This window comes from Mesorhizobium sp. P2_H9 (assembly GCF_056403215.1).
Window position 1 is genome coordinate 51,443 of record NZ_JBFUFX010000014.1, and the last position, 22,414, is coordinate 73,856.

The window sequence follows — 22,414 nt, forward strand, 5'->3', positions numbered from 1 at the left end:
GAGCGCGGCCCGCTTGTTGCGCATGGTCCATTTCTCGCCGGGGTACATGCGTCAGAACGGCCCTGCCCGCCGCTGCCAGCAGCCAATCAGCCCTGGTCGTGCACCGCCTGCGGCCAGCGCAGCAAGGCGGCGTGGCCGCCTTCGGTGAGCGCATAGACCCCGCGCTCGGCCCTGGCGAACCATCCATAGACATTGTCGAGCAGTATGCTGGCGGCGCGAGGCGAAATCGTCTTGAGGTCGCGCGGGCGCTTCGGGCCGTCCGCCATCGCGGCGGCGCAGGCCAGCGCATCCTGTCGGTAGGCGGTCATGATCGGCGCGCGCGAGCCGCCACCGACCACCGGATCGCCACGCCGGCGCTGGTGCTCGTTCATCAGCCGGGAGCGTCGCTTGGGGTCGCGCCGTGGCGGCAGAGCGGCCGGGCTGAGCAACAATTCGACATGGCCGCTGTTGCTGACGGCCAGCAGCCCGAAGCCGAGCCGCCGGCACAAAGCGCGAAAGCGGCGATCGTGCTCACGGCCCTTGCCGGACATGCGCGCCGCCAGCCAGACCTCATCGCAGGCTGCCGCGCGATCGACGCCTTGCAGAACCAGTTCGAGGTTGAACTGCAGTTTGAGTTCGCAGATGACCAGCACTGGCGGTTCGCCGTCGCGCAATCCGACGATATCGCAGCCGCCGACTTCGCCTTTGACAGTGAATTCGAGGCTTTCGAGAAACCGCTTCACCGGGATGTAAAGAGATGTCTCCTGCATGCGGCAGGCATAACCGATTCGGACCGGGCTGGCACAGCATTGCCGAAAGGCCCGCCGGCTGGCGACACCGGTGCTTGGCGATCAGTCACGACGCGGCGTCGAAAACCACCTTCTGCGAAAGCCCGCCGCCGGGGCGGTTTTGCAATGTGATGGTTCCGCCATAGCGCTCGATGATTTCTCTGGCGATAGCCAGCCCCAGGCCGGCGCCGGGAACCGACTGCCGCCGACCCGGATCGACGCGAAAGAACGGCTCGAACGCCTTGTTCAGCAGTTCCGGCGGAATGCCGGGACCACGGTCGTCAATGGTAAGGACGGCCTGACCGTTGGTGGCCGACAGCGACAGACTGCAACCCTTGCCGTGCGTGGCGGCGTTGACGATCAGGTTGCGCAAGGCGCGGCGCAGGCCAAGCGCGCCAGCCCGCACCGAGACCTCGTCCAGATGGCCGATCGATATCGCATGCCCGAGTGACGTCATTTCGATTTCGAGATCGCGCATCAGCCCTTCCAGGGCAACCGGTTCGACTGCATCCTGGTCGACCTCCTCGCGCACCAGCCGGATGGCGCTGTCGGCGATGCGGTCGAGCTCGTCGAGGTCGTGAAGCCATTTTTCGCGATCCTCGTCGAGGAATTCGGCGCGCAGCCGCATGCGAGTCATCGGCGTCCGGAGATCGTGCCCGGCGGCGGCGACCAGCCGCATACGGCTTTCCATGGCCGTCTTCAGCCTGGCAGAAAGCTGGTTCAGGGCACGCGCCGTCGCCTTCACTTCCGCCGACCCATCTTCCGGCAGCGCTGCCAGGACGCCGTCCGACCCGATCTTGCTGACCGCGGCTTCGATCATTTCGAGCGGCCTGATGAGCACCGCGGTGAAATAGACCGAAACGGCGGTGGCGCCGAGCACGATCAGCGTGATCCAGCCCGCGAGCACGAACCAGACGTCTCTCGGCGGGCCGAAATCGGGGACGTCGACGATCATCCAGCGATTGTCGGGCAGAGCGACGGACGCAACCATGCCGGGCTTGTCGGCAGCGCGGCTGACGACGGCTGAAAGATCAAGGCCCATCTCGTGCATGATATGGTTGAGCACATGGCTGTGCCGCCGGTCCTCGACACCGTCTGCGGGATGATCGCTGAGATTGATCGGGGCGTCGGCCGCGCCTGCCACATGGCCCGGGACGAGTTGCACCATGAGCTGGATCTGGCGGGCGACCGGCCCCATGGTCAGTTCGGGGGATGGTCCGCCGAGCAATTTGATCGCGGCGATGGTCGCGAGGCCGACGACGCCGACGATCGAGACGAGCAGCAGGATGATCAGGCGCCGACGCAGCGAATTCATGCCTCGGCCTCCGCCGTCTCGACACGCGCGGTGAGCTGGTAGCCGCCATTGCGCACCGTCTTGAACAGAGGCCCTTCGCCCAGATCGCCGAACTTGCGGCGCAGCCGGCTCATCAGCACATCGACGGAACGGTCAAGCGGATCACGCTCACGGCCTTGCGTCAGATCGAGCAGCTGGTCGCGCGACAGAAGCCGGCCGGGACGGTCAAGGAAGACCTGCAGCAAATCGAATTCGGCGCCGGTGAGATCGACGAGCTCACCCTCGGCATCCGTCACCTTGCGGGTGTCGGGCTCCAGCCGGTAGCCGGCGAAGTGGTAGACGCGCACGCGCGGCGGGGCCGCCTCTTCCGGCGTCGAGCGTCGCAGCACCGCACGGATACGGGCGGTGAGCTCGCGCGGATTGAAAGGCTTGCCGAGATAGTCGTCGGCGCCAAGCTCCAGCCCGATGATACGGTCGACATCCTCCTTCAGCGCCGTCAGCAGGATCACCGGAATATGCGGCTTGCGGTCACGCAAGGCGCGGCAGATATCGAGCCCCGAACCGTCGGGCAGCATCACATCGAGCACGATCAGGTCGAACTGGCCCGAGCCAAGCTTCTGCTCGCATTCGCGCCGGTCCGCTGCCATCGAGACGCGAAAGCCCTGACCGTCGAGGTAGCGCCCGAGAAGCGTCCTGATCTCGCGGTCGTCGTCGACGACAAGGATATGGGATTGTGCCTGCATTTCTTCCGTCTACCTGTTCGCCTCCAATTATAGGGAGAGCCGACGACAAGCGGCATGGAAAATTGCAACCGAACGTTTCCGGCGGGCCAACAGAAACATTCGGAAACAAATCTCCTCTTTGTGGAAACCTTCGGCAACGCACCGAAGCAAAGCGGCAAAAGACGCCTCCTATCCTCCAGCCATCCGAAGCATGCAGGAAAGGATTTACGTCATGCGAAGCAGACTTTTTGCCCTCGGCCTCTTCTCCGCAGCAGTCATTCATCCAGCGCTTGCCGCGCAGTCCGACCCTGGCATGGCACACGGCGACGAACCACCTGCGATGGCGCAGCAGGACGGCGCCAACCAGGATCCGATGCCCTGGCCTGGCCGGCACCGGCCGATGCGTCACGGGCCGGAAGGCTTTGGCCCACAGCATTTTGGCGCGCAACGCATAGGGCCGCCACCGGAATTCATGCTCGCGGCCCGGCTTTCGGCGCTTGAGACCAGGGTTGGCGTGCGGGCCGAGCAGCTCGACGCCTGGCGCGACTACACCAGCGCGCTGCAGGCGATGCTGGCGCCGCCGAAGTCCGATCATGGTCCGGGTGGCACCGGAGGGCGCAGCCCCAGTGCCGAAAACCCCGGCAATGGTGAGCACGATTTCTTCGCCTTTCAGGAGCAACTGGCTGACGACGTTACGCAGCGAGCGGTCACTGCCGGCAGACTGAAGGAGGCGATTGCCGCACTGCGCGCCAAGCTGACGCCGGAGCAACTCGAAATCCTCGCTTCGGCGGAACGGCCGCACGGACCACCCCCCGGTCCATGGGGCAACCCGCCGGACGACGCAGCCGGCCGCGGAGGTCTGCCTGGCTATGACAGACAGCTCCCGCCTCCCCCGAATGGTGAGCAACTCTGACCGACTGCGCCGGCCGGCCCGCTGACCCACCCGTTCTCGGGCCGGCCGGACTCTTTTCTCCTGGAACGGCAGGCCGGTTCGCCTCGCCGCCATCGAACAACGGAACCACGACAATGTGGGAAGCCTTGATGATGCTGCGGCTGATCGCGTCGATGGGGCCGCCGTCCTTTCCTGCCGGCCATGCCACCCGCGCCACGCCGCTGGCCCTGCCGGCGGATACTCTGCAGGGCGCGATCCGGCTGAGCTTTTCCGCCTACCGTTTATCGCTTCCGATTTCCGCACGCTTGAGCACCAGAAATCATGACCAAAAAATTGCGTAAGAGCCATCTCCTCCTGGTAGCAGTGCTGGTCGCGGCCGGCGTCGTCGCCATGCTCAAGGCCTATGGCCGCGGCACGGCCGAACCAACCGCGCCGACGGCTGCGCCCGTTCAGGCCGCCACGCTGACCGTTTCCGTCGAGACAGTCCATTCCGAAGCCGTCACATCTTCCGTCAGCGCCACCGGCACGGTCGCCGCCTGGCGGGAAGCAACCATCGGCGCGGAAGAAAGCGGGCTGCGCCTGACCGACATTCTGGTTGCCGAAGGCGACCATGTGCGGGCGGGTGATGTCGTCGCTCGGCTCGACGCATCGCTGCTGAAGGCCCAGCTCGCCGAGCAGAAGGCCGCGGTGACGCAGGCCCAGGCGACACTGGACTCGGCAATTTCGTCTGCTGCCCGTGCCGACAAGCTGCTCGCCAGCAACGCAGTCAGCGCCGAGACCGCCGAGGAGAAGGCAACGGCGGTCAAGACCGGGCAGGCTGAGGTCGAGCAAGCGAATGCCGCGGCAGACCGACTGCAGGCCGAACTCGACCGGACCACGATCCGCGCGCCCTTCGACGGCACCGTCTCCAGTAAGCCGGCCGTCGCCGGCTCGATCGTCCAGGCCGGCACCGAGCTGATGAAGATCATCCGCGACGGCAGGCTGGAAGTCGGCGTTCTGGTTCCGGAAAAAGACCTGGCATCGATCTCGATCGGCCAGAAGGCGAGCGTCGTCGACGCTTCCGGCCGCACCTTCTCCGGCAGCGTTTCCTCGATCGCCGAAACGGTCAATTCGACCACGCGGCTTGCCACAGTCTACGTCTCGCTGGGCGAAGGCTCCGGCCTGAAGTCAGGCATGTTCGCCCGCGTCTCGATAGCCACCGCCGCATCGCAACAGCTGAGCGTCGCCGAAGCAGCCCTCGTCTGGCATGACGGCAAGCCGGCGGTCTTTGTCGTCGACGCTGCAGGCAAAGCCAATGCGCGGGCCGTCTCAACCGGCGCACGCCAGGGCGGCCGGGTCGCCGTCGAAAGCGGCCTGTCGGAAGGCGATCATGTCGTCATCGCCGGCGCCGGCTTCCTCAGCGACGGCAATTTGGTGCGTGTCGCCACCAGCGAGGCGGATGCCGGTGCTGCCGCGCCTGCGACGGAGGCAGCCCAATGAACGCCATTTCCTCCTGGTCGATCCGCAACCCGGTTCCGACCATCGTCCTGTTCCTGTCGCTGACGATCGCCGGCCTCTACGGCTTCATGCAACTGCGCACCAACAACATGCCCGACATCGACCTGCCGACGGTCACCGTGACGGTTGCGCAGCCCGGTGCCGCGCCAAGCGAGATGGAGGTGCAGGTCGCGCGGGTGGTCGAGAACGCCGTGGCGACGCTTGAAGGCGTCGACGACGTCTCGACGTCGATCAGCGAGGGGTCTTCCGTCACCACCGTCGAGTTCACCCTCGGCACCGATCCCGAGACCGCCACCAACGACGTCCGCAACGCCGTATCCGAGGTGCAGTCCAGCCTGCCGGCGGCTGCCCAGACACCGGTGGTGGCTAAGGTCAACGCCACAGGCAATTCGGTGCTGACCTATGTGGTCGAGGCGCCGACCATGTCGCCCGACGCGCTGAGCTGGTACATCGACAACGACGTCGCCAAGGCCCTGCTTGGCGTCGACGGCGTCTCCAAGATCACCCGTTCCGGCGGCGTCGACAGGGTGATCCGCGTCGAACTCGATCCCGACCGCTTGGCAGCGCTCGGCATCAGCGCCGGCGACATCAGTCAGACGCTCGCCTCCAACAACGTCAACCAGCCGGGCGGCCGCACCGCCATCGGCGGGCAGGAGCAGTCCGTGCGCACGCTGGCCAGTGCCGCGAGCGTCGAGGCTCTGGCCGACACCCGCATCGCGCTGTCCGGCGCCGGTGACGTCAAGCTCTCCGATCTCGGCACGGTGGTCGACAGCTGGGAAAAGCCGCGCCAGGCGGCCTATCTCGACGGGAAGGAAGTCGTCGCCTTCAACGTCTACAGGTCGGTCGGCTCGAGCGAGATCGACGTCGTCAAGGCCGCGCGCGCCGTCATCGCCGACGTGGGGGCCAAGACCACGACGGCGAAATTCACCGAAGTCACCTCCTCGTCCGGCTTCGTGCAGGAGAGCTACGACGCGGCTCTCGAGGCGCTGTGGATGGGTGCCCTGCTTGCGGTCGGCGTCGTCTGGCTGTTCCTGCGCGACATCAGGGCGACGCTGGTATCGGCGGTCGCCATGCCGCTGTCGCTGATCCCGACCTTCGCGGTGATGGCGGCATTCGACATCTCGCTCAACAACATCACCTTGCTCGCTCTGTCGCTGGTGGTCGGCATCCTCGTCGACGACGCCATCGTCGAGATCGAAAACATCGTGCGCCATATGCGTGAGACCGGCGCCAGCGCCTACGAGGCGGCGATCGAGGCCGCCGACGAGATCGGGCTGGCCGTCGTGGCGACCACCGCGACCATCGTCGCCGTGTTCCTGCCGGTCGCCTTCATGTCCGGCATTCCCGGAAAATTCTTCTTCTCGTTCGCCGTCGCCGTCTGCGTGTCGGTGCTGTTTTCGCTTTTGGTAGCGCGCATGCTGACGCCGTTGATGGGCGCCTATCTGGTACGCGCCGGAGGCCACAGCGAGAGCGATACGCCGGCCTGGGTGCCGTCCTATCTCTGGCTGCTGCGCAAGGCGCTCAACCACCGCTGGATCACGCTTTTCGCCGGCATCGCCTTCTTCGCCGGCTCGATGGCGCTGGCGACGAAACTGCCGACCGAATTCATGGCGGCGGCCGACCGCGGCCGCTCGATGATTTCGGTCGAACTGCAGCCGGGCTCGACGATCGAACAGACGACAGCTGTGGTGCAAAGCATCACCAAGCGCCTCAGGGGTGACCCGGCCGTCGACAGCATCTTCGCCACCATCGGCACGGCCGCCGCCTCGGGCGGCGGGCCGAACCAGAGCTCGAGCTCGGCCGAGGTGCGCACCGCCGCCGTCACCGTCAATTTGAAGCCGCGTACCGAGCGCACGGTGAGCCAGCAGGAATTCGAGGCCGAGGCGTCACCCAGGTTGAACGACATTGCGGGCGCTCGCATTCAGTTCGGCGCCGACGGCTTTTCCGGTGCCAAAGTGTCGATCACCCTGGTTGGCGACGATGGCACAGCACTTGAGAAGGCGAGCGACGCGCTGATCGATCAGATGAAATCGGTCCCGGGACTGATCAACCCGACCTCGACTGCCGCCACCACCAAGCCGGAACTGATCGTGCGCCCCGACAGCGCCAAGGCGGCCGAGCTCGGCATCACGCCTACCGAGATCGCCGCGACGGTCAAGATCGCCACCATCGGCGATACCGACACCAGCCTGGCGAAATTCAACCTCGGCGACCGCCAGGTGTCGATCGTCGTGACGCTGCCGGACGGCGCCATCGACGATCCGGCGAAGCTCGCCGTGCTGCCGCTGACCGGCAGCAAGGGCACGGTGCCGCTTGGCGCCGTTGCCGACATCGGCTTCAACGCCGGTCCGAACAGCATTACGCGGGTTGGCCGCAGCCGCAGCGCCACCGTCGAGGCTGACCTTTCCGGCCTCACCCTTGGCGAGGCGACGACGGCCATTCGCGCCTTGCCGGCAATGCAGAAGCTGCCGGCCGGCGTGCACGAGCTGGCGCGCGGCGACGCCGCCCGCATGCAGGAGCTGTTCAGCGGCTTTGCCACGGCCATCGCCGCCGGTATCCTGCTGATGTACCTGACGCTGGTTCTGCTGTTCCGCAGCTTCGTGCAGCCGGTGACCATTCTGGTCGCACTGCCGCTGTCGGTCGGCGGCGCGCTCGGCTTGCTGCTGATCACCGGCAAGGCGCTGGGCGTGACGCCGCTGATCGGCCTTTTGATGCTGATGGGCATTGCGGCAAAGAACTCGATCCTGCTCGTCGAGTATGCGCTGGTGGCCGAAAAGGAGCGCGGCCTGAGGCGCTTCGAGGCGCTTCTCGACGCCGCCCGCAAGCGCGCCCGCCCGATCGTCATGACCTCGATCGCCATGGGCGCCGGCATGCTGCCGATCGCGCTCGGCATCGGCGCCGATGCCGAGACCCGCGCGCCGATGGCCATTGCCGTGGTCGGTGGACTGCTGTCCTCGACCGTCCTCAGCCTCGTCTACGTGCCTGTGGTCTACACCTTCATGGACGACATCCAGCGCTTCCTCGCCCGCCATCTCGGCAAACTGCTGGTGGAGCGATCCGACATCGACCGGCAAGCGGACGCCCAGACTGCAAGCTGATCAATCAAGGCAGCATGCCCAATCATGGCTTCGTTGCCGCCCCACGGCGGTCTCACGAATGCCCCGAGGGGTGCCGTATCGACGAATACCGGGTCGGGAGCCAATCCGAGTTGAGGATGAGAGTATGACGAGTAAGGACTGCAAGGGCCGGAGCCGAAGCTCGGCGCCGGCAAAACGGCCGGCCTGGAGGCAAATCAGCGTCGTCGTGCTGACGGCGACCGCACTGGCCGGCTGCGTCGTCGGCCCGGACTATCAAAAGCCGCTTCTGCCGATGCCGGCGGCATGGAGCAGCCAAAAGAGCGGCGCACCCGCCAGGCCGGCGCAACTGTCGAAATGGTGGCAGCGGCTGCGCGACCCCGAATTGAACGCGCTTGTCGAAGAAGCGGTTGCCGGCAATCTCGACGTCGCCACCGCCAGGGCCAGGATCCGTGAGGCGCGCGCCAGCTATCGCCAGAGCGCTGCGAGCCTGTTCCCGTCCGCCGACAGTTCCGGATCGGCGACGCGCATCAAGACGGCTGCGGCCACATCGGGCGGAACCGCCAGCGATGCCTACAGCCAGTTCCAGTCCGGTTTCGACGCCAGCTGGGAACTGGACCTGTTCGGCGCCAATCGCAGGGGCGTCGAGGCCGCCCGCTATGGGCTAGATGCCGCGCAGGAGGAATTGCGCTCGACGCTGCTGACCCTGGTCGGCGATGTCGCGTCCAACTACATCCAGGCGCGCGGCTATCAGGCGCGGGCTCAACTCGCCCGCCGCGCGGCCGTTTCACAAGGCCAGACCGCCGCACTGACCCGCACCATGGCCGAAGCCGGCTCGGCAACCGCGGCCGATGTCGCCAAGGCCATGGGTCAGGCAAGCAGCACCGAGGCCGATGTCCCGACGCTGGAGGCGAGCTATACTGAGGCGGTGCATCGGCTTTCGGTGCTGACCGGCCGCCCACCAGCGGCCCTGGGCGAGCGGCTGAAGCGCGGCGCGCCGATCCCGGCGGCGCGCCTGCCCATCCCGACAGGTGTTCCCGCCGACATCCTGCTCTCGCGGCCCGACGTGCGCATGGCCGAGCGGCAATATGCCGAGTACACCGCCAAGATCGGCCAGGTCGAGGCGGCGCGCTATCCCTCAGTCAGCCTGACCGGCAATATCGACACCTCGGCCTTCAAGCTTGGCGATCTCGGCAAGAATTCCACCATCGGCTGGTCTTTTGGGCCGACGCTCAGCGTGCCGCTGTTCAATGCCGGCAAGCTGCAGGCTGCCGTCGAGGTGGCGAAAGCCCAGCGCGACCAGTATTTCATCGCCTACAGGGCATCGGTGCTGACGGCGCTGGAAGACGTGGAAAACGCCAGCGTTTCCCTGTCGCAGGAGCGCATCAGGAAAGGCAGGCTTGCTTCTTCCGCGAAATCCTACGGCGACGCCGCGCGCCTCGAAGCCACGCTCTACAAGTCCGGCGAGACCAGTCTCCTCGACGTGCTTGACGCACAGCGGTCGCTCTATTCGGCCGAAGACAATCTCTTGCAAAGCCGCGTGTCGATCGCCACCGACTACATCGCGCTCAACAAGGCGCTCGGCGGCGGCTGGGACGGCGCAATCGACACAGCCAGGCCGGAGATCGTCGATGTCAAGACCGGCCCGCGGCTGGTGTCAAATGCTCAGTAAGATCCAGCGCCAAACGCTTGCGTCGTCATCTGTCGAGCGAGTGCAGGGACAGGTGGGGCGACCGCCTCACCTCAACGGCTAGCGATGGCCTAAGCCATTTCTTTCTGCACAGCCGCGAAAAACCGGCGAACCTCATTGGCAGCGGAAGCCGCGTCGTTGCCAGCCGCAATCGCCCGGTCGAGGAGTTCGCGCGCTGTCGCCTTCCAGAAAGATGTGGCGGTGTCGCCATGCAGATTGCCTAGCTTGGCGGCAATTTCGCGCACCAGAACGACCTGACGGTCTATTGGAAAGGCTCGCACATTTGCTGACGACATCTCTGGACCATCACACTGACGCAACGAATCAGACGCTGCACTACAGGCACAGGCCTAGCTGCAAAACTGGAAATGGAACCTTAACGGCGCAGTCATTTGCGAGCGGACTGCACGCCATGAGGCAGGCGCAATGTGCCGCCATCGGACGGCCAATTGCCCTGGCTCCGGCCTAAATCCTCAGTCCCCTCGCCTCGCCGCCGCGCTTGCCGGGAATCATCATGTCCCTGGCCAGCAAGCCGCTGACACGGCAGAACGCCATGAACGCCCGGCAGGCGTCCTCGGTCTTGACCACGTCGACCGTGGCGCCGAAACAGGCGTTGAACGCAGCCTCGTAGACCTTGCCCTGTCGGCGCGCCGGCCAGCCGTGCAGGACGTCGAGCGCCTGTTCGACACTGTAGATTTCCTCGACCGGCAGGCCGGGTGCGGGCGCGATGCGCACCGGCACCTCGAATTGCAATCTGTCCATTCGTTCTCTCCCGAACCGGCGTCGCCACAGCAACGCCGTTCGTTCTAGAAAGTTGCTTTGGCCGGCTTTTCAGCCAAAAATGTGTCGTCACTGCGGTCATTGCCGAACAGGAGCCTGCACTGAGGCGCAGGGCTCTATTGGTTCGCCGGATCGGTCTCCGCATCATAGGCCATGCGCACGGCTATGATCAGGATGTACACCGACGGCACGGCAAAGAGGGCGGCAAGGACCAGCGCTGCCGTACCCCTCATGCCGAGCGTTTCGGCAATCGCCCAATAGACGGTCCCGATGCAGATGAGCGTCTGCACCGAGAGAAACAAGGCGGCCGAGACCGCACGGGTAACCGTTTTGAGAGTTTTTATACGTTGCATCTGGGTGCTTCCGGAAATGACGCGCCATGCAGCCGGCGGACGGCCGATGGCCGCCGCACAGGATGCGACGCGGATAAACTATGAATGGGTTGAGAGGTGCGGCTAGCGCCGGTGGCCTACGCGGATGGCGGCGCGCGCGGCTGGTTGGCGCTGGCCCGCGGCTGGGACACGAACGCGGAGGCAAAAGCTGGCTGGACCGTCGGAAGCCGATCGAGCAGGAGGAAAGCGGCTGCCGGAGGAAGCGCGCCTGGAGTGCCGCCGACGAATTTGATTGGAACCGGCCGTGCGGTGCGGATTTCAAGCGCCTGCGTCTTGCCGGTGATACGCAGCAGTGCGGCCACATCGCCCGGCCGCGAGGCGCTGATACCGGCGCCGCCCGATACGGCGGTCGCCGATGCTGTGGCCTCCAACTGGCCCAGGCACAACAGCGAAAGCAAAAGCAGCGCCATCAGGCCCGAGCAGGCTGCCCTGATCGACGACGTGAATGGATTTGCGCGCCTGGATGCCATCAGAAGACCGCCCTACCCTACGAATAGAAGAAAGGAAAGCTGCCGAATGGCTTCGCGCGGGGCCGGACAGGCACACCGGGCAGCCGAATATCGCCTGTGCACGCCTATGGCCGGCAGTTCGGCCTTGAACCTGGCGTCGTCCGGTGCCAAATCTGGGGAGATTTTCGCGTGGGGCTCATATTTCTGGCCCACTCACCCTGCAGACGGACAAAATGGTCACTTATCTCGACGCCGCCACGGCACCCCTCAGAAACACCGGCCAGATCCGCCTTTATGGCGAAGAAGGTTTTGCCGGCATGCGCAAGGCCTGCGACCTCACCGCACGCTGCCTCGACGAACTGGTGCCGATGGTCGAGCCGGGCGTCACCACCGAAGCCATAGACCGCTTCGTCTTCGAGTTCGGCATGGATCATGGTGCGCTGCCGGCGACGCTCAACTATCGCGGCTACACCAAGTCCAGCTGCACTTCAATCAACCACGTCGTCTGCCATGGCATTCCCGACAACAAGCCGTTGAAGGATGGCGACATCGTCAACATCGACGTCACCTATATCCTCGACGGCTGGCATGGCGATTCCTCGCGCATGTATCCGGTCGGCACCATCAAGCGCGCCGCCGAACGCCTGCTGGAGGTGACCCATGAATGCCTGATGCGCGGCATTGCGGCGATCAGGCCGGGCGCCCGCACCGGCGCCATCGGCGCCGCCATCCAGACCTTTGCCGAAGGCGAGCGCTGCTCGGTGGTGCGCGATTTCTGCGGCCACGGCGTCGGCCAGCTTTTCCATGATGCGCCCAATATCCTGCACTATGGCAGCGCCAATGAGGGCGTCGAGATGCGGCCGGGCATGATCTTCACCGTCGAGCCGATGATCAATCTCGGCCGGCCGCACGTCAAAGTGCTATCGGATGGCTGGACGGCCGTGACGCGCGACCGCTCGCTGTCGGCGCAATACGAGCACACGATCGGCGTCACCGAGACCGGCTGCGAGATTTTCACGCTGTCGCCCAAAAACCTCGACCGCCCCGGCCTGCCGGCCTGAGCGGTCAAGGAATGTCGAGGCCGGTTTACGACCCTCCAACTCACGCCACTTGGGCTGAGGCAACCACAGCCGGGCGAAGCAGGTCTTCGAGGCCGATGTTGCGGTACATCTCCCGACGCATGCGGTCGGCAACGCCGTTGACGATCTCGGCGCCGTCCTGCGACGGGTCGACATGGACGCGGAACGGCCGTTTGCCGAACGGCGTGTCTACGACGCGAACAATCTCGCGGGCCACCTGTGACGGATCGGCGTCGGCCGGCTCGAGGCCGGCCAGCCCCTTCAGCGCCCGATCGGCGATACCTGCATAGGGACCAGCTTCATAGTCGGCGGCCCGCGCCGCATCGGACGGCTTGCCCGAATGCGCGAAGTGATTGGTGCCCTTGGTGAAGGCACCGGGAACCATGATGGTGGTTTCTATGCCCCAGAGCGCGAGTTCGGTGGAATAGGACACGGCCAGCGCATCCATCGCCGCCTTGGCGGCAAAATAGGGCGCCAGGAACGGCGGCGTACCGCCGCGTGTCGAGGACGAGCCGACCCACACCAGCAGGCCCTTGCCTTGCCCTCGCAGATGCGGAAGTGCTGCGCGGTTGACCCGCTGTGCCCCCAGAACATTGACGTCGTACTGCTGGATGAGCTGGTCGGGGGTAAAAGCCTCGGCGGGGCCGAACACCATATGACCGGCATTATGGACGATGACATCCAGCCGGCCAGCATCGGCGATGATATGGGCGATGCCGGCATGGGCCGAGGCGTCCGATTGCACATCCAGCTCTGCGGTGCGCAGATCGGCCTTGTGCTCGGCGGCCCAGGCGGCGACGGCTGCGACCTGGGGGGCATTGCGCCCGGTGGTCTCCCGCATCGAGGCGTAGACGGTATGGCCGGCTTCGGCCAGTGACTTGGCGGTCATCAGACCGAAACCTGAGGACGCGCCGGTGACGAGGATGACGAATTTGGACATGATGATGTTTCCTTGATTGAAGCCCACGGGGAGCTGAAGCGGTTCCGGGTTGCCAACGGGATCAGATGATCCCGCCATTGGCCCGCAGGGTCTGGCCGTTGATCCAGGCGCCGTCCGGGCCGGCGAGGAAGGCAACCGCATCGGCGATGTCCTCGGGCTGGCCGAGACGCTCGAGCGGGGCAAGCTTGGCCAGGCGATCGACAACCTCCTGCGGCTTGCCATCAAGGAACAGCTTGGTTGCCGTCGGCCCTGGCGCGATGGCGTTGACCGTGATGTTGCGGCCGCGCAGTTCCCTGGCGAGCACGCTGGTCATCGCCTCCACCGCAGCCTTGGTAGCGGCATAGACGCCATAGGTCGGCTGCAGCAGGCCGACGACGCTGGAGGAGAAATTCACGATCCGGCCGCCGTCGCGCAGACGCTTTGCCGCTTCGCGCAATGTGTTGAAGGTGCCCTTGAGATTGACGGCGATCTGGCGGTCGAACAAGGCATCGTCGCTGTCGGCGATCGTGGCGAGGTTCATGATGCCGGCGTTGTTGATCAGCACGTCGACGCCGCCGAAAGCGGTTTCGACCGTGTCGAACATACGGGCCACCGCGGTTGCGTCCGCGATATCGGCCTTGGCCGCCACCGCCCTGCCCCCGGCGGCTTCGATTTTGGCGACGATCGCCGCCGCCGAGGCGGCGTTGCCGGCGTAGTTCACCACGACGGTGAAGCCGTCCTTGGCGAGGCGCTCGGCAACGGCGCCGCCGATGCCGCCCGAGGCGCCGGTGACGATGGCAATCTTGCCGGTCTGGGCGGTCATGGTCTGGTTGGTCATGGTCTGTCTCCTTGTTGGATGCCGTTGATCGGCTGACAGCAAGATGCACCTTCCAGTTTTGCGGATAATCGGGCATGATCCGACATGATCATTCGAGAATTCGAACAATGGATCGCTTCGACGCCATGCGCGTCTTCATCCGCATCGTTGAGCGGCGCAGCTTCACCAAGGCCGCCGACGATCTTGGTCTGCCCCGGTCATCGGTCACCGATGCGGTAAAGGGTCTGGAGGCGCGGCTGGGCGTGCGGCTGCTGCAGCGGACGACCCGTCAGGTCGGCCCGACGCTGGACGGCGAAGCCTACTATCAGCGCTGCGTCAGCCTGATCGCCGACCTGGAAGACGCCGAAGGCGCCTTTGTCGGCGCCAAGCCGTCGGGCCTGGTCCGCGTCGACATGCATGGCACCCAGGCGCGCTATTTCCTGCTGCCGGGCCTGCCCCACTTTCGCGAGATGTACCCGGATATCAGGCTGCATATCAGCGAGATGCACCAGCCGATGGATATGATCCGTGAAGGCTTCGACTGCCTGCTGCGCGCCGGCGAACTGGTCGACAGCCCACTGATCAAGCGGCGCTTGGCGACCCTGGAAAGGGGCACCTTCGCCAGTCCTGACTATCTCAGCCGCTTCGGCACGCCGCAAACGCCCGACGACCTCGCAGGGCACGAAATGGTCGGCCTGATGGCGCCTGATGCAGCCGAAATCATTCCGCTCGTCTTTGGCGTCGACGGCAAGCCCCGCCAGGTCACCTTGCCTGCCATGGTGACGGTCACCGGCCCGGAGACCAATGTCGCTTCCGCATGCATGGGCCTCGGCCTGATCCAGGTCCCACGCTACCGGGTCGTCTCGGAACTGGCCGGCGGCGCGCTGGTCGAGGTGCTCGCCGGCTTTCCACCGTCGCCCTTGCCGGTCCACGTTCTCTATTCGCCGACGCGTCAACTGTCGCCGCGCTTGCGCGTGTTCATCGACTGGATGGCGCAACAGTTCCGCAATCGAACCGCGCTGGCCGAATGAAGTATCGGCACCCCAGCAGCTGCCTGATCCTCTGAGGCCTCAGCCTGGCCCCGATATGGCAGGCGCAGGTCGTTCACTGCCGGCTCATCACCGAAAAGCACTCGACCGCTGCCGGCCTGTCGCTCTAGTCTTATGCGAAAGCCTTTCGGGGGGATGGATGGGGAAGAGCGAAGAGGACGAACGGGGGTTCTTCTCCGAGCGGTGGATTGAACCGCCAGCGAGGGACAAGGCGCCAAAGGACAAATCGGATGAGAAGCCGCACTATCACGGTCATCGCGATCGCTTGCGCGAGCGCTTCGTTGCCGGCGGCGCGGATGCCCTGCCCGACTACGAGCTTCTCGAACTGCTGCTGTTTCGCCTGATACCGCGCGTAGACACCAAGCCGATCGCCAAGGCCCTTTTGGCGCGCTTCGGCACTTTTGGCGAAGTGCTTGGCGCGCCGGTGGCGCTGCTGCAGGAGGTGAAGGGCATCGGCCCCGCTGTGGCCGTCGATCTGAAGGTGATTGCCGCTGCCGCGCAGCGCATGGCGCGCACTGAGGTCCGCGACCGCGAGGTGCTGTCCAACTGGACGCAGCTTCTTGCCTATTGCCGCTCGGCAATGGCATTCGAGAACCGCGAACAGTTCCGTGTCCTGTTCCTCGACAAGAAGAACGTGCTGATCGCCGACGAGGTGCAGCAGGTCGGCACCGTCGATCACACGCCGGTCTATCCGCGTGAAGTGATCAAGCGCGCGCTCGAACTGTCGGCCAGCGCCGTCATCCTGGTGCACAACCATCCTTCCGGCGACCCGACACCGTCCCGCGCCGACATCGAAATGACCAAGCAGATCATCGACAGCGCCAAGCCGCTCGGCATCGCCGTCCATGACCACATCATCATCGGCAAGAAGGGCAATGCCTCGATGAAGGGCTTGCTGTTGATCTGAGCGAGCGTGACGACTTCCGGCGCATCACCGCGGTCAAACGGATCTCATTCCCGGTTGACCGATCCTGCCGCAGGTGTCCACGTGGCTCCTACACCACGAGCGAGGAAGCCCTCATGGGTCTCTGCCCCTGCCGTTGCCTGATGTCCGGTGGTTCGCCCAAGCGCCGCCATGGTGCGCCGGGCGCGAACCCTCGTGGCGGAAACGACGGCAAGTGCGATGAAAAAGAGGATGCCTGGATCGGCACTGCCACCTGACACCGAGCTGGCAATTATGCCTGCGAGGGAAGCATTTCTGACGCTTGTCACGACCGCATCAGTTTCGGGGTCCACCCATTTCCGCATCCGCCCCATTCCGCTGACCAGGACGCCGAGCAGGATCGCCATCATCAACGATCCGAAAAAGCCAAGTTGCGAAAGCACCGCGATCGGCCAGCTCGATGCCCTTGAACTGCCGAAACCAACGCCAAGGCCGCTGGTGTCGAGGAAGGATTGCAGGCTCTTTACGTTCCAATAGGTGCGCTCATGTGCTGAGGCAGAATCCGCTTTGTCGATGATGGTGCTGTTAATCAGCCTGACGAAGGGGTCCAAGGCCTCGGTGTGGTAAAGGCTAATGCCCATTATGGCGACCACGCCCATCACCATGAGAGCGGTTATCAGTATCTCCTCGCGCTCAACCCGCCCCTTGAGGACCGAGACCAACATCGAGAAGGCGACTGGAATGCACAGGAGGGTGAGGCCGATGTAGGCGGTCGATGAAGTCGACAGAATGGTCAGGAAGAGCAGGATGCCCGCCAACCACTGGGCAAGGCGTGATTTGGTCTTTCTCCAATAGGTGTAACAGAATGCCAGGCAGGCGAGGGAAGCGCCGGCAAAGGAAGAGGCTTCCGAAAAAGCTCCCGTGATCCGCACGAATCCCGCCTCGACCGCTTGTGTCATAAGTGCGTAGTTGGCGGTTCTGATCGGGGCCAGCAAGTCTCCCGCTCCTGCATTCTTGCCGATAAGATCGACCAGCCCCATGCCCGCGTGCAGACCGCACCACAAGAAGAAGCCGCGGCGGACCTGGTCAATCCTGTTGGAGTGCAGCAGCAACACACAAAGCGCGATGGCGGTGAGCCCACCAAGAATGAAGTAGCCCGTCTGTGAAGTATTGCCTGAAACCGGGGCCAGAGACGCTTCGACGACCGCAACCCGGGTTTTCGACTGCACGAAGACGGCGGTTTGTCCTGCGAAGAATCTTGGAAACAGCCATGCTCCGATGATTGCGTAAGCCATCAGGCTTGTTAGAATCCAGACCGGGCGCATGCTTCCGAACACGCTTCCGAGATCGAACCAGATGCGACGTCTCGCAGCAACGGCCGTGACGAGCAAGGCCGCAAATATGGTGTAGATCAGCGGAGACGACCCACCTAAAAAGGTCAGCGTCATGACGGCCGTCGCACCGAATGCCTGGGAAGCGACCAGCCCGATGATCAGCATTCCCCTGGAATAGTAGGCAACGACCAAAATAGCCACGGCCACCAGCAGCCCCGGCAAGGACATCTGCATTGCTGACCGAGCCTCCCGCTTGGTTTGGCCCCGGGTTATGCGGACGCGTGAAGCAGTCCGACGGCCCATCTTTCGGCAGATGGATATGCCGGGCAAGAGAGCCAAAGGGCGTAGCCTGCCACCCGCATCTGCAGGACACGACAGATACTCCTGCCTATGATGGGAACCAAAGGGAGGTCGTCCGCTCGGCGGAGGCTTGAAGCCCGAATGGCTGCATGTCCGCGATGGCGGTCTTTTTCGCAAATCCGGCCCACGCCTCCTGCAAACGGCTAACCTCAATTCGCGAACGCCTACTAAAGAACGCCTCGACCAGAGATAGGCGTAATCTATACTAGGATTGCAGGTTGTTTTTGGTGCCAATCGCAAAACCCTGTGCTATTGATGTAATCGTGGGAGCGCTGGGCAACGGGCGGGTTGTTGGAGTTCCGGCACGAGGAGGAGAAGCGGTATGACCATTCAGGTTGTACATAGCGCATTCGGTCCAAGGCAGGTCAGGCAACTTAAGGAAGTTTACGAGCGTGCGCGGGCCGTGGAGGCAAAGTACCCCGAGTCCCACATTGCCAGCAAAGCCGCCAAACGGCTGATAGCCGCTTTCGAAGCCGTGATCCGGACGGACGGAACGGTTCTGGACGTGCAGTGGCTAAGCGAGGCTGAGCCTCAAGGAAACGCCTGAGATCATCCAGCGTCCGCAAAGCCATCGGGCAGACCGTTAATTTCTGTCGACGCCCCTGCAGGCGAATCCTGCTTGCCGTTCCAAATCAAACTTCTCTGAAAACTGGCCTGACCGCGTGTTCGCCGCGCGGAGCGATAGGGGAGCCGTTGGGCGGGCAGTGACTCCCCTATCCTGTCTCCGCGTTTTCGCTGCAGACAGGCCGCGTAAGCGTTGAGCAGACGCCGGCACTCCAATGTTCAGCCTGGCACATATACCGTCAACGAAGCTTTTGGAGGGTCAGCGAAGCTTTTGGAGGTAATATCTAATGTTGTCAGAGGATACGAGCGGGTCCCACTTCCGCCTATCGGATGAGGACCGGCCGAACAGTCGCAATCGGAGTGATCTGCTTGGCTGATTGGCTGACGGCATGATCTGTCCGACAAGGTACGGTGCTGACCGAGCGTCCCATCCTGTGTCTTCAAGGGATCGCAGCGCCCTGGGAGCCAGCTTGGCTACGCCTTTTTGAAGACTTAAAAATTTTTATAAAATTAACCTAAGTTAGAGACTGCTTATTAATTACCCATAGACTGATCAAGCTGTTCTAGGTGGCTGCAGTGGGGAACTGCTCAAGGCTCCAAGCTGGCGTGATCCAGCCTGAAGCTTTCGAGTGGAATGGGTATCAAAGTTCAATCCAAAAGAATGACTGAGCTCTAGCTCTATTGGCCGCCACAAGGCAGATCGCGTTGGGGAAAGGCGGGTACTAGTATGGGTTCTACAGTTGGATTGCACAATTACACTTCCACAAATCAGACAGGAGTTCCGTCCGGCGGAACGGAAAATGTCCACGAACAGGCAGGTAGGCAATGCCTCCTTATCTTGGACGGAAGGGCCTTAGACCGCGAGTGTCTCGCATCGGCCCTCGAGGACCATGAACTTGGCATGGCGGTCGTCGCCATGGGTTCGATCGAAGAATGGCGCGTGAAGAAGGGTTCGGCCCCTCCTCTTGCCGCCATACTCTTCAACCTTGGCGGCCGGAAAGTCACCGACCATGGCATCGCGGACGAGATCAAGCATATCTCATCCGAGTTCAAGTCAGTGCCGGTGGTTATCCTGGCCGACACCGACGATCTTGCACAGATATTGATGGCTCTCGAATGCGGCGCACGCGGCTACATTCCAACTTCGGTCGGGATCGACGTGTGTGTCGAGGCGATCAACCTTGCAGCAGCGGGAGGCATCTTCGTTCCGGCGAGCAGTGTCCTTTCGATGCGGCACCTGATAGATTCAGGCAGTTGCGACACGCGGCCTTTGACGGGCATGTTCACGCTCAGACAGGCTGAGGTCGCCCAGGCGCTCCGGCGCGGCAAGGCGAACAAGATCATCGCCTACGAACTGAATCTGCGCGAAAGCACAGTGAAGGTCCACATCCGAAACATCATGAAGAAGCTGAAGGCGACCAACCGGACGGAAGTCGCCTACAAGGTCAACGATCTCTTCGCAGACGGAGCTCTGGTTGAAGAGTGATCGCGAGTGACAAGACGGCCCGCCTTGGTGAAACCCTGGCGGGCCGCGTCTGTACTGTGTTGATACAAATTCATTGAGCTTGCGAAGGTCGTGGGACCTCCGTTGGAGTGAATGGCATTCGGGAGCCGCGACGAACACGGCCGCGATCCGATGCGGTTCGTTGCCCGTGCTTCCTGGTAGTGTACTGTCACTGGATTATGACGAGGTGCTCGAAACGCTCGGGTTCGGCGCGCTGATCTCGTTCTGAGCCCCTGAAAACTGTTGCATCGCGCGGTGTCAAAGCCAGTGCCCGCCTCGGTATCCACCATAAGTTCTAACCGATGACCTTATGGAGAACGCGAAATCCCGAGCCGAAAATGTAGACTTGCTGCCGGAATGGAGTGGTCGGCATGTCTGAGCAAAACCTTCGTTTTCACAAATCCGTCCGCCTGCAGGAACGCGGCCGTGAACTGATCCCGGGCGGCAGTCACACCTACGCGAAAGGTGAGGACCAGTTTCCCGTCCTTGCGCCAGGCTTCATCGAGCGTGGTTTGGGGTGCCATGTCTGGGACGTCGACGGGAACGAGTACATCGAATACGGCATGGGCAACCGTTCCGTAGGGCTGGGGCACGCCTATCCGACCGTACTCAGGGCAGTGGAGTCGGCCCTCCACGGCGGCTCCAATTTCACGCGGCCCGCCAGGATCGAGGTCGACTGCGCCGAGACTTTCTTGGAGCTCGTCGGTGCGCAGATGGTGAAGTTCTGCAAGGACGGATCGGATGCGACTTCGGGGGCCGTCCGCCTTGCCCGCGCCTACACGGGTCGCGATCTCGTTGCCTGCTGCGCCGACCATCCTTTCTTTTCGACAGACGACTGGTTCATCGGAACCACGCCGATGAATGCCGGAATTCCGGAGGTAGTCCGAAACCTAACCGTCACTTTCCGTTACAACGACATCGCCAGCGTAAAGGATCTGTTCGACAGGCACCCCGGCAAGCTGGCCGCGCTCATCCTCGAGCCTTCTCGCGGCGACGATCCGGTGGACGGGTTCCTGCATCAAGTCCAGCGTCTCTGCAAGGAAAGGGGCGCGCTGCTTATTCTCGACGAGATGATCACCGGGTTCAGGTGGCATGTGGCCGGGGCGCAGAAGCTCTATGGCATCGATCCGGACTTGTCGACATTTGGCAAGGCGCTTGGTAACGGGTTTTCGGTCTCCGCCCTCGCGGGCAAACGCGAATACATGCGTCTCGGCGGCCTCGAACATACGGACCGCCCAAGGGTGTTTCTGCTGTCTACCACGCACGGCGCTGAGACCCATGCGCTTGCAGCGGCGATCGCGACCATGCGGACTTATCAAAACGAGTCCGTGATCGAACACCTGCACCGTCAGGGGACGAAACTGAGGGAGGGGATCGACGAGGTCGCCAGACGGCATGGGGTGGATGGGCACTTCAAGGTCGTCGGCCGTCCCTGCTGTCTGGCATATGCCACGCTCGACCCCAACGGCAAGCCGTCGCAGGCATACCGCTCGCTGTTCCTGCAGGAGACGATCCGGCGTGGAGTGCTCATGCCGTCGCTCGTCGTCAGCTACACTCACGACGACGCGGCAATCATGAAGACGATAGAAGTCGTCGACGGTGCGCTGGCGGTGTATGCGCGGGCCCTGGAATCGGGAACGAGCCGTTTCTTGGTAGGCCGCCCCTCGCAGGTCGTCTTCCGCCGTTTTAACAATGGCGATGAACGAGCTGGAATTATTGCTCCAGAACCTCAAGCCACGAGCAATGCGACCAGGAGGCAATCAGAAACCCGGCTCGCGGTGACATCTTGACGCCCCGAAAGCATTGCTTTCTCGCATTTCCCTAAGTCCATTTCCCTAAGTCAAGGAAGGAGTCGTTTCCGCACAAGGCAACGGGATTTCACTTCGTTTTGGAATCGGTAGGGTAAGTCTGTCTGACAGACGAGGTATCAGGACACGGGCCCAGAGGCTTCGCTGGGACCTTCACAGGGCAGCTTGCTGCAGCGGAATCCGCCGGTCAATCTACAACGGGAACAGGCTCGGGGAAGGTGTGTCTGCCCACCCATTTGATGGCTTCCTCGATCGTATCGAAGTTCTTGTGCTGACCGCTCAGCAACCCGAATCCGGTCTCGAGGAACCATTTGCCTTTCGTGCAATAAGCTTCCTCATCGATCTGGGTAAGGACGGCAACCAGCTGGTCGGATTTCCACACCAGAACACCGGATTCTCCGCCCTCGACCGTTCCGATCCGCGCTTCGCTAAGCGAAAATCCACGAGCAATCTCTTCTTTGCCCACGTTGATGCTTCCCCAACTTCAAAATGGATTGTAAAAATCCGGCAGCTTGAATGGCTGCTTCTGGAGGTATCTTT

22 protein-coding genes are annotated in these 22,414 nt (G+C 63.4%); 11 read left to right on the plus strand and 11 right to left on the minus strand.

Annotated elements, in window-relative coordinates; genetic code table 11:
• Nucleotides 1-86: 86 nt before the first annotated feature.
• The 3 genes from AC1DXN_RS24680 to AC1DXN_RS24690 all read right to left on the minus strand — a co-directional run bounded on the left by AC1DXN_RS24680 (nt 87) and on the right by AC1DXN_RS24690 (nt 2,804).
• Nucleotides 87-749, minus strand: coding sequence for a DUF2161 domain-containing phosphodiesterase (locus tag AC1DXN_RS24680; RefSeq protein ID WP_477269843.1), 663 nt, complete (start codon nt 747-749; stop codon nt 87-89).
• Nucleotides 750-834: 85 nt separating this feature from the next.
• Nucleotides 835-2,082, minus strand: a complete 1,248-nt coding sequence (locus tag AC1DXN_RS24685; RefSeq protein ID WP_477269845.1) for an ATP-binding protein — start codon at nt 2,080-2,082, stop codon at nt 835-837.
• A complete protein-coding gene (locus AC1DXN_RS24690; protein ID WP_477269847.1) occupies nt 2,079-2,804 on the minus strand; it encodes a response regulator in 726 nt (241 codons plus the stop codon). The genes AC1DXN_RS24685 and AC1DXN_RS24690 overlap by 4 nt, the downstream gene beginning before the upstream one ends.
• Nucleotides 2,805-3,015: 211 nt before the next feature.
• On the opposite strand from AC1DXN_RS24690, the gene AC1DXN_RS24695 reads away from it, so the two are divergent.
• From AC1DXN_RS24695 to AC1DXN_RS24715, 5 genes are all read left to right on the plus strand, one after another.
• The gene (locus tag AC1DXN_RS24695; protein ID WP_477269849.1) at nt 3,016-3,696 is read left to right on the plus strand and encodes a hypothetical protein; all 681 of its coding nucleotides are present in this window, start codon (nt 3,016-3,018) and stop codon (nt 3,694-3,696) included.
• Nucleotides 3,697-3,824: 128 nt separating this feature from the next.
• The gene (locus AC1DXN_RS24700) at nt 3,825-4,016 is read left to right on the plus strand and encodes a hypothetical protein (RefSeq protein ID WP_477247442.1); all 192 of its coding nucleotides are present in this window, start codon (nt 3,825-3,827) and stop codon (nt 4,014-4,016) included.
• A complete protein-coding gene (locus AC1DXN_RS24705) occupies nt 3,997-5,154 on the plus strand; it encodes an efflux RND transporter periplasmic adaptor subunit (protein ID WP_477269851.1) in 1,158 nt (385 codons plus the stop codon). The genes AC1DXN_RS24700 and AC1DXN_RS24705 overlap by 20 nt, the downstream gene beginning before the upstream one ends.
• The gene (locus tag AC1DXN_RS24710; protein WP_477421697.1) at nt 5,151-8,270 is read left to right on the plus strand and encodes an efflux RND transporter permease subunit; all 3,120 of its coding nucleotides are present in this window, start codon (nt 5,151-5,153) and stop codon (nt 8,268-8,270) included. The genes AC1DXN_RS24705 and AC1DXN_RS24710 overlap by 4 nt, the downstream gene beginning before the upstream one ends.
• A 124-nt stretch (nt 8,271-8,394) precedes the next feature.
• Nucleotides 8,395-9,918 (plus strand): efflux transporter outer membrane subunit, encoded by a 1,524-nt coding sequence (locus tag AC1DXN_RS24715; protein ID WP_477269855.1) that lies wholly within the window; start codon nt 8,395-8,397, stop codon nt 9,916-9,918.
• An 89-nt stretch (nt 9,919-10,007) separates the two neighbouring features.
• On the opposite strand, the gene AC1DXN_RS24720 is transcribed toward AC1DXN_RS24715, so the two are convergent.
• From AC1DXN_RS24720 to AC1DXN_RS24735, 4 genes are all read right to left on the minus strand, one after another.
• On the minus strand, nt 10,008-10,232 hold the full coding sequence (locus AC1DXN_RS24720; protein ID WP_477247450.1) for a DUF6074 family protein: 225 nt from the start codon (nt 10,230-10,232) through the stop codon (nt 10,008-10,010).
• Between the two features lie 169 nt (nt 10,233-10,401).
• Complete coding sequence (locus tag AC1DXN_RS24725) at nt 10,402-10,698, minus strand: DUF982 domain-containing protein (protein ID WP_477269857.1); 297 nt, start codon at nt 10,696-10,698, stop codon at nt 10,402-10,404.
• 134 nt (nt 10,699-10,832) lie between these two features.
• A complete protein-coding gene (locus AC1DXN_RS24730; RefSeq protein ID WP_477269859.1) occupies nt 10,833-11,069 on the minus strand; it encodes a hypothetical protein in 237 nt (78 codons plus the stop codon).
• A gap of 116 nt (nt 11,070-11,185) precedes the next feature.
• A complete protein-coding gene (locus tag AC1DXN_RS24735; RefSeq protein WP_477269861.1) occupies nt 11,186-11,578 on the minus strand; it encodes a hypothetical protein in 393 nt (130 codons plus the stop codon).
• A 212-nt stretch (nt 11,579-11,790) separates the two neighbouring features.
• Here AC1DXN_RS24735 and map point away from each other — a divergent pair, with 212 nt between their 5' ends.
• Nucleotides 11,791-12,618 carry a type I methionyl aminopeptidase gene (gene map, locus AC1DXN_RS24740; RefSeq protein ID WP_477269863.1) on the plus strand — a complete coding sequence of 276 codons (828 nt, stop codon included), beginning with the start codon at nt 11,791-11,793 and terminating at the stop codon, nt 12,616-12,618.
• A 40-nt stretch (nt 12,619-12,658) separates the two neighbouring features.
• On the opposite strand, the gene AC1DXN_RS24745 is transcribed toward map, so the two are convergent.
• Both AC1DXN_RS24745 and AC1DXN_RS24750 read right to left on the minus strand, forming a co-directional pair.
• Entirely contained in the window at nt 12,659-13,576 is a 918-nt protein-coding gene (locus AC1DXN_RS24745; RefSeq protein WP_477269865.1) for an SDR family oxidoreductase, read from the minus strand.
• Nucleotides 13,577-13,637: 61 nt separating this feature from the next.
• Nucleotides 13,638-14,378, minus strand: coding sequence for an SDR family oxidoreductase (locus AC1DXN_RS24750; RefSeq protein WP_477247699.1), 741 nt, complete (start codon nt 14,376-14,378; stop codon nt 13,638-13,640).
• A 122-nt stretch (nt 14,379-14,500) separates the two neighbouring features.
• Between AC1DXN_RS24750 and AC1DXN_RS24755 the strand changes: the two genes are divergently transcribed.
• Both AC1DXN_RS24755 and radC read left to right on the plus strand, forming a co-directional pair.
• Nucleotides 14,501-15,403: a LysR family transcriptional regulator gene (locus AC1DXN_RS24755; protein WP_477269867.1), complete on the plus strand. Its 903-nt coding sequence runs from the start codon at nt 14,501-14,503 to the stop codon at nt 15,401-15,403.
• Between the two features lie 157 nt (nt 15,404-15,560).
• The gene (radC, locus tag AC1DXN_RS24760; RefSeq protein WP_477269869.1) at nt 15,561-16,328 is read left to right on the plus strand and encodes a RadC family protein; all 768 of its coding nucleotides are present in this window, start codon (nt 15,561-15,563) and stop codon (nt 16,326-16,328) included.
• A gap of 44 nt (nt 16,329-16,372) precedes the next feature.
• Here radC and AC1DXN_RS24765 read toward each other — a convergent pair whose 3' ends face one another.
• On the minus strand, nt 16,373-17,872 hold the full coding sequence (locus tag AC1DXN_RS24765; protein WP_477269871.1) for a hypothetical protein: 1,500 nt from the start codon (nt 17,870-17,872) through the stop codon (nt 16,373-16,375).
• Between the two features lie 448 nt (nt 17,873-18,320).
• Here AC1DXN_RS24765 and AC1DXN_RS24770 point away from each other — a divergent pair, with 448 nt between their 5' ends.
• The 3 genes from AC1DXN_RS24770 (at nt 18,321) to AC1DXN_RS24780 (ending at nt 21,856) form a co-directional block, all read left to right on the plus strand.
• On the plus strand, nt 18,321-18,545 hold the full coding sequence (locus tag AC1DXN_RS24770) for a hypothetical protein (RefSeq protein ID WP_477247467.1): 225 nt from the start codon (nt 18,321-18,323) through the stop codon (nt 18,543-18,545).
• A 744-nt stretch (nt 18,546-19,289) separates the two neighbouring features.
• Complete coding sequence (locus tag AC1DXN_RS24775) at nt 19,290-20,048, plus strand: LuxR C-terminal-related transcriptional regulator (protein WP_477269873.1); 759 nt, start codon at nt 19,290-19,292, stop codon at nt 20,046-20,048.
• Between the two features lie 389 nt (nt 20,049-20,437).
• Nucleotides 20,438-21,856: a glutamate-1-semialdehyde 2,1-aminomutase gene (locus AC1DXN_RS24780; protein WP_477269875.1), complete on the plus strand. Its 1,419-nt coding sequence runs from the start codon at nt 20,438-20,440 to the stop codon at nt 21,854-21,856.
• A 205-nt stretch (nt 21,857-22,061) separates the two neighbouring features.
• Here the strand turns inward: AC1DXN_RS24780 and AC1DXN_RS24785 are convergent, their stop codons facing one another.
• A complete protein-coding gene (locus AC1DXN_RS24785; RefSeq protein WP_477247473.1) occupies nt 22,062-22,340 on the minus strand; it encodes a hypothetical protein in 279 nt (92 codons plus the stop codon).
• Nucleotides 22,341-22,414: the final 74 nt, after the last annotated feature.

Coding starts and splice junctions, on each gene's coding strand:
- AC1DXN_RS24680 (WP_477269843.1), bottom strand. CDS start 749: ATGCAGGAGACATCTCTTTACATCCCGGTGAAGCGGTTTCTCGAAAGC.
- AC1DXN_RS24685 (WP_477269845.1), bottom strand. CDS start 2,082: ATGAATTCGCTGCGTCGGCGCCTGATCATCCTGCTGCTCGTCTCGATC.
- AC1DXN_RS24690 (WP_477269847.1), bottom strand. CDS start 2,804: ATGCAGGCACAATCCCATATCCTTGTCGTCGACGACGACCGCGAGATC.
- AC1DXN_RS24695 (WP_477269849.1), top strand. CDS start 3,016: ATGCGAAGCAGACTTTTTGCCCTCGGCCTCTTCTCCGCAGCAGTCATT.
- AC1DXN_RS24700 (WP_477247442.1), top strand. CDS start 3,825: ATGATGCTGCGGCTGATCGCGTCGATGGGGCCGCCGTCCTTTCCTGCC.
- AC1DXN_RS24705 (WP_477269851.1), top strand. CDS start 3,997: ATGACCAAAAAATTGCGTAAGAGCCATCTCCTCCTGGTAGCAGTGCTG.
- AC1DXN_RS24710 (WP_477421697.1), top strand. CDS start 5,151: ATGAACGCCATTTCCTCCTGGTCGATCCGCAACCCGGTTCCGACCATC.
- AC1DXN_RS24715 (WP_477269855.1), top strand. CDS start 8,395: ATGACGAGTAAGGACTGCAAGGGCCGGAGCCGAAGCTCGGCGCCGGCA.
- AC1DXN_RS24720 (WP_477247450.1), bottom strand. CDS start 10,232: ATGTCGTCAGCAAATGTGCGAGCCTTTCCAATAGACCGTCAGGTCGTT.
- AC1DXN_RS24725 (WP_477269857.1), bottom strand. CDS start 10,698: ATGGACAGATTGCAATTCGAGGTGCCGGTGCGCATCGCGCCCGCACCC.
- AC1DXN_RS24730 (WP_477269859.1), bottom strand. CDS start 11,069: ATGCAACGTATAAAAACTCTCAAAACGGTTACCCGTGCGGTCTCGGCC.
- AC1DXN_RS24735 (WP_477269861.1), bottom strand. CDS start 11,578: ATGGCATCCAGGCGCGCAAATCCATTCACGTCGTCGATCAGGGCAGCC.
- map (WP_477269863.1), top strand. CDS start 11,791: ATGGTCACTTATCTCGACGCCGCCACGGCACCCCTCAGAAACACCGGC.
- AC1DXN_RS24745 (WP_477269865.1), bottom strand. CDS start 13,576: ATGTCCAAATTCGTCATCCTCGTCACCGGCGCGTCCTCAGGTTTCGGT.
- AC1DXN_RS24750 (WP_477247699.1), bottom strand. CDS start 14,378: ATGACCGCCCAGACCGGCAAGATTGCCATCGTCACCGGCGCCTCGGGC.
- AC1DXN_RS24755 (WP_477269867.1), top strand. CDS start 14,501: ATGGATCGCTTCGACGCCATGCGCGTCTTCATCCGCATCGTTGAGCGG.
- radC (WP_477269869.1), top strand. CDS start 15,561: ATGGGGAAGAGCGAAGAGGACGAACGGGGGTTCTTCTCCGAGCGGTGG.
- AC1DXN_RS24765 (WP_477269871.1), bottom strand. CDS start 17,872: ATGCAGATGTCCTTGCCGGGGCTGCTGGTGGCCGTGGCTATTTTGGTC.
- AC1DXN_RS24770 (WP_477247467.1), top strand. CDS start 18,321: ATGACCATTCAGGTTGTACATAGCGCATTCGGTCCAAGGCAGGTCAGG.
- AC1DXN_RS24775 (WP_477269873.1), top strand. CDS start 19,290: ATGGGTTCTACAGTTGGATTGCACAATTACACTTCCACAAATCAGACA.
- AC1DXN_RS24780 (WP_477269875.1), top strand. CDS start 20,438: ATGTCTGAGCAAAACCTTCGTTTTCACAAATCCGTCCGCCTGCAGGAA.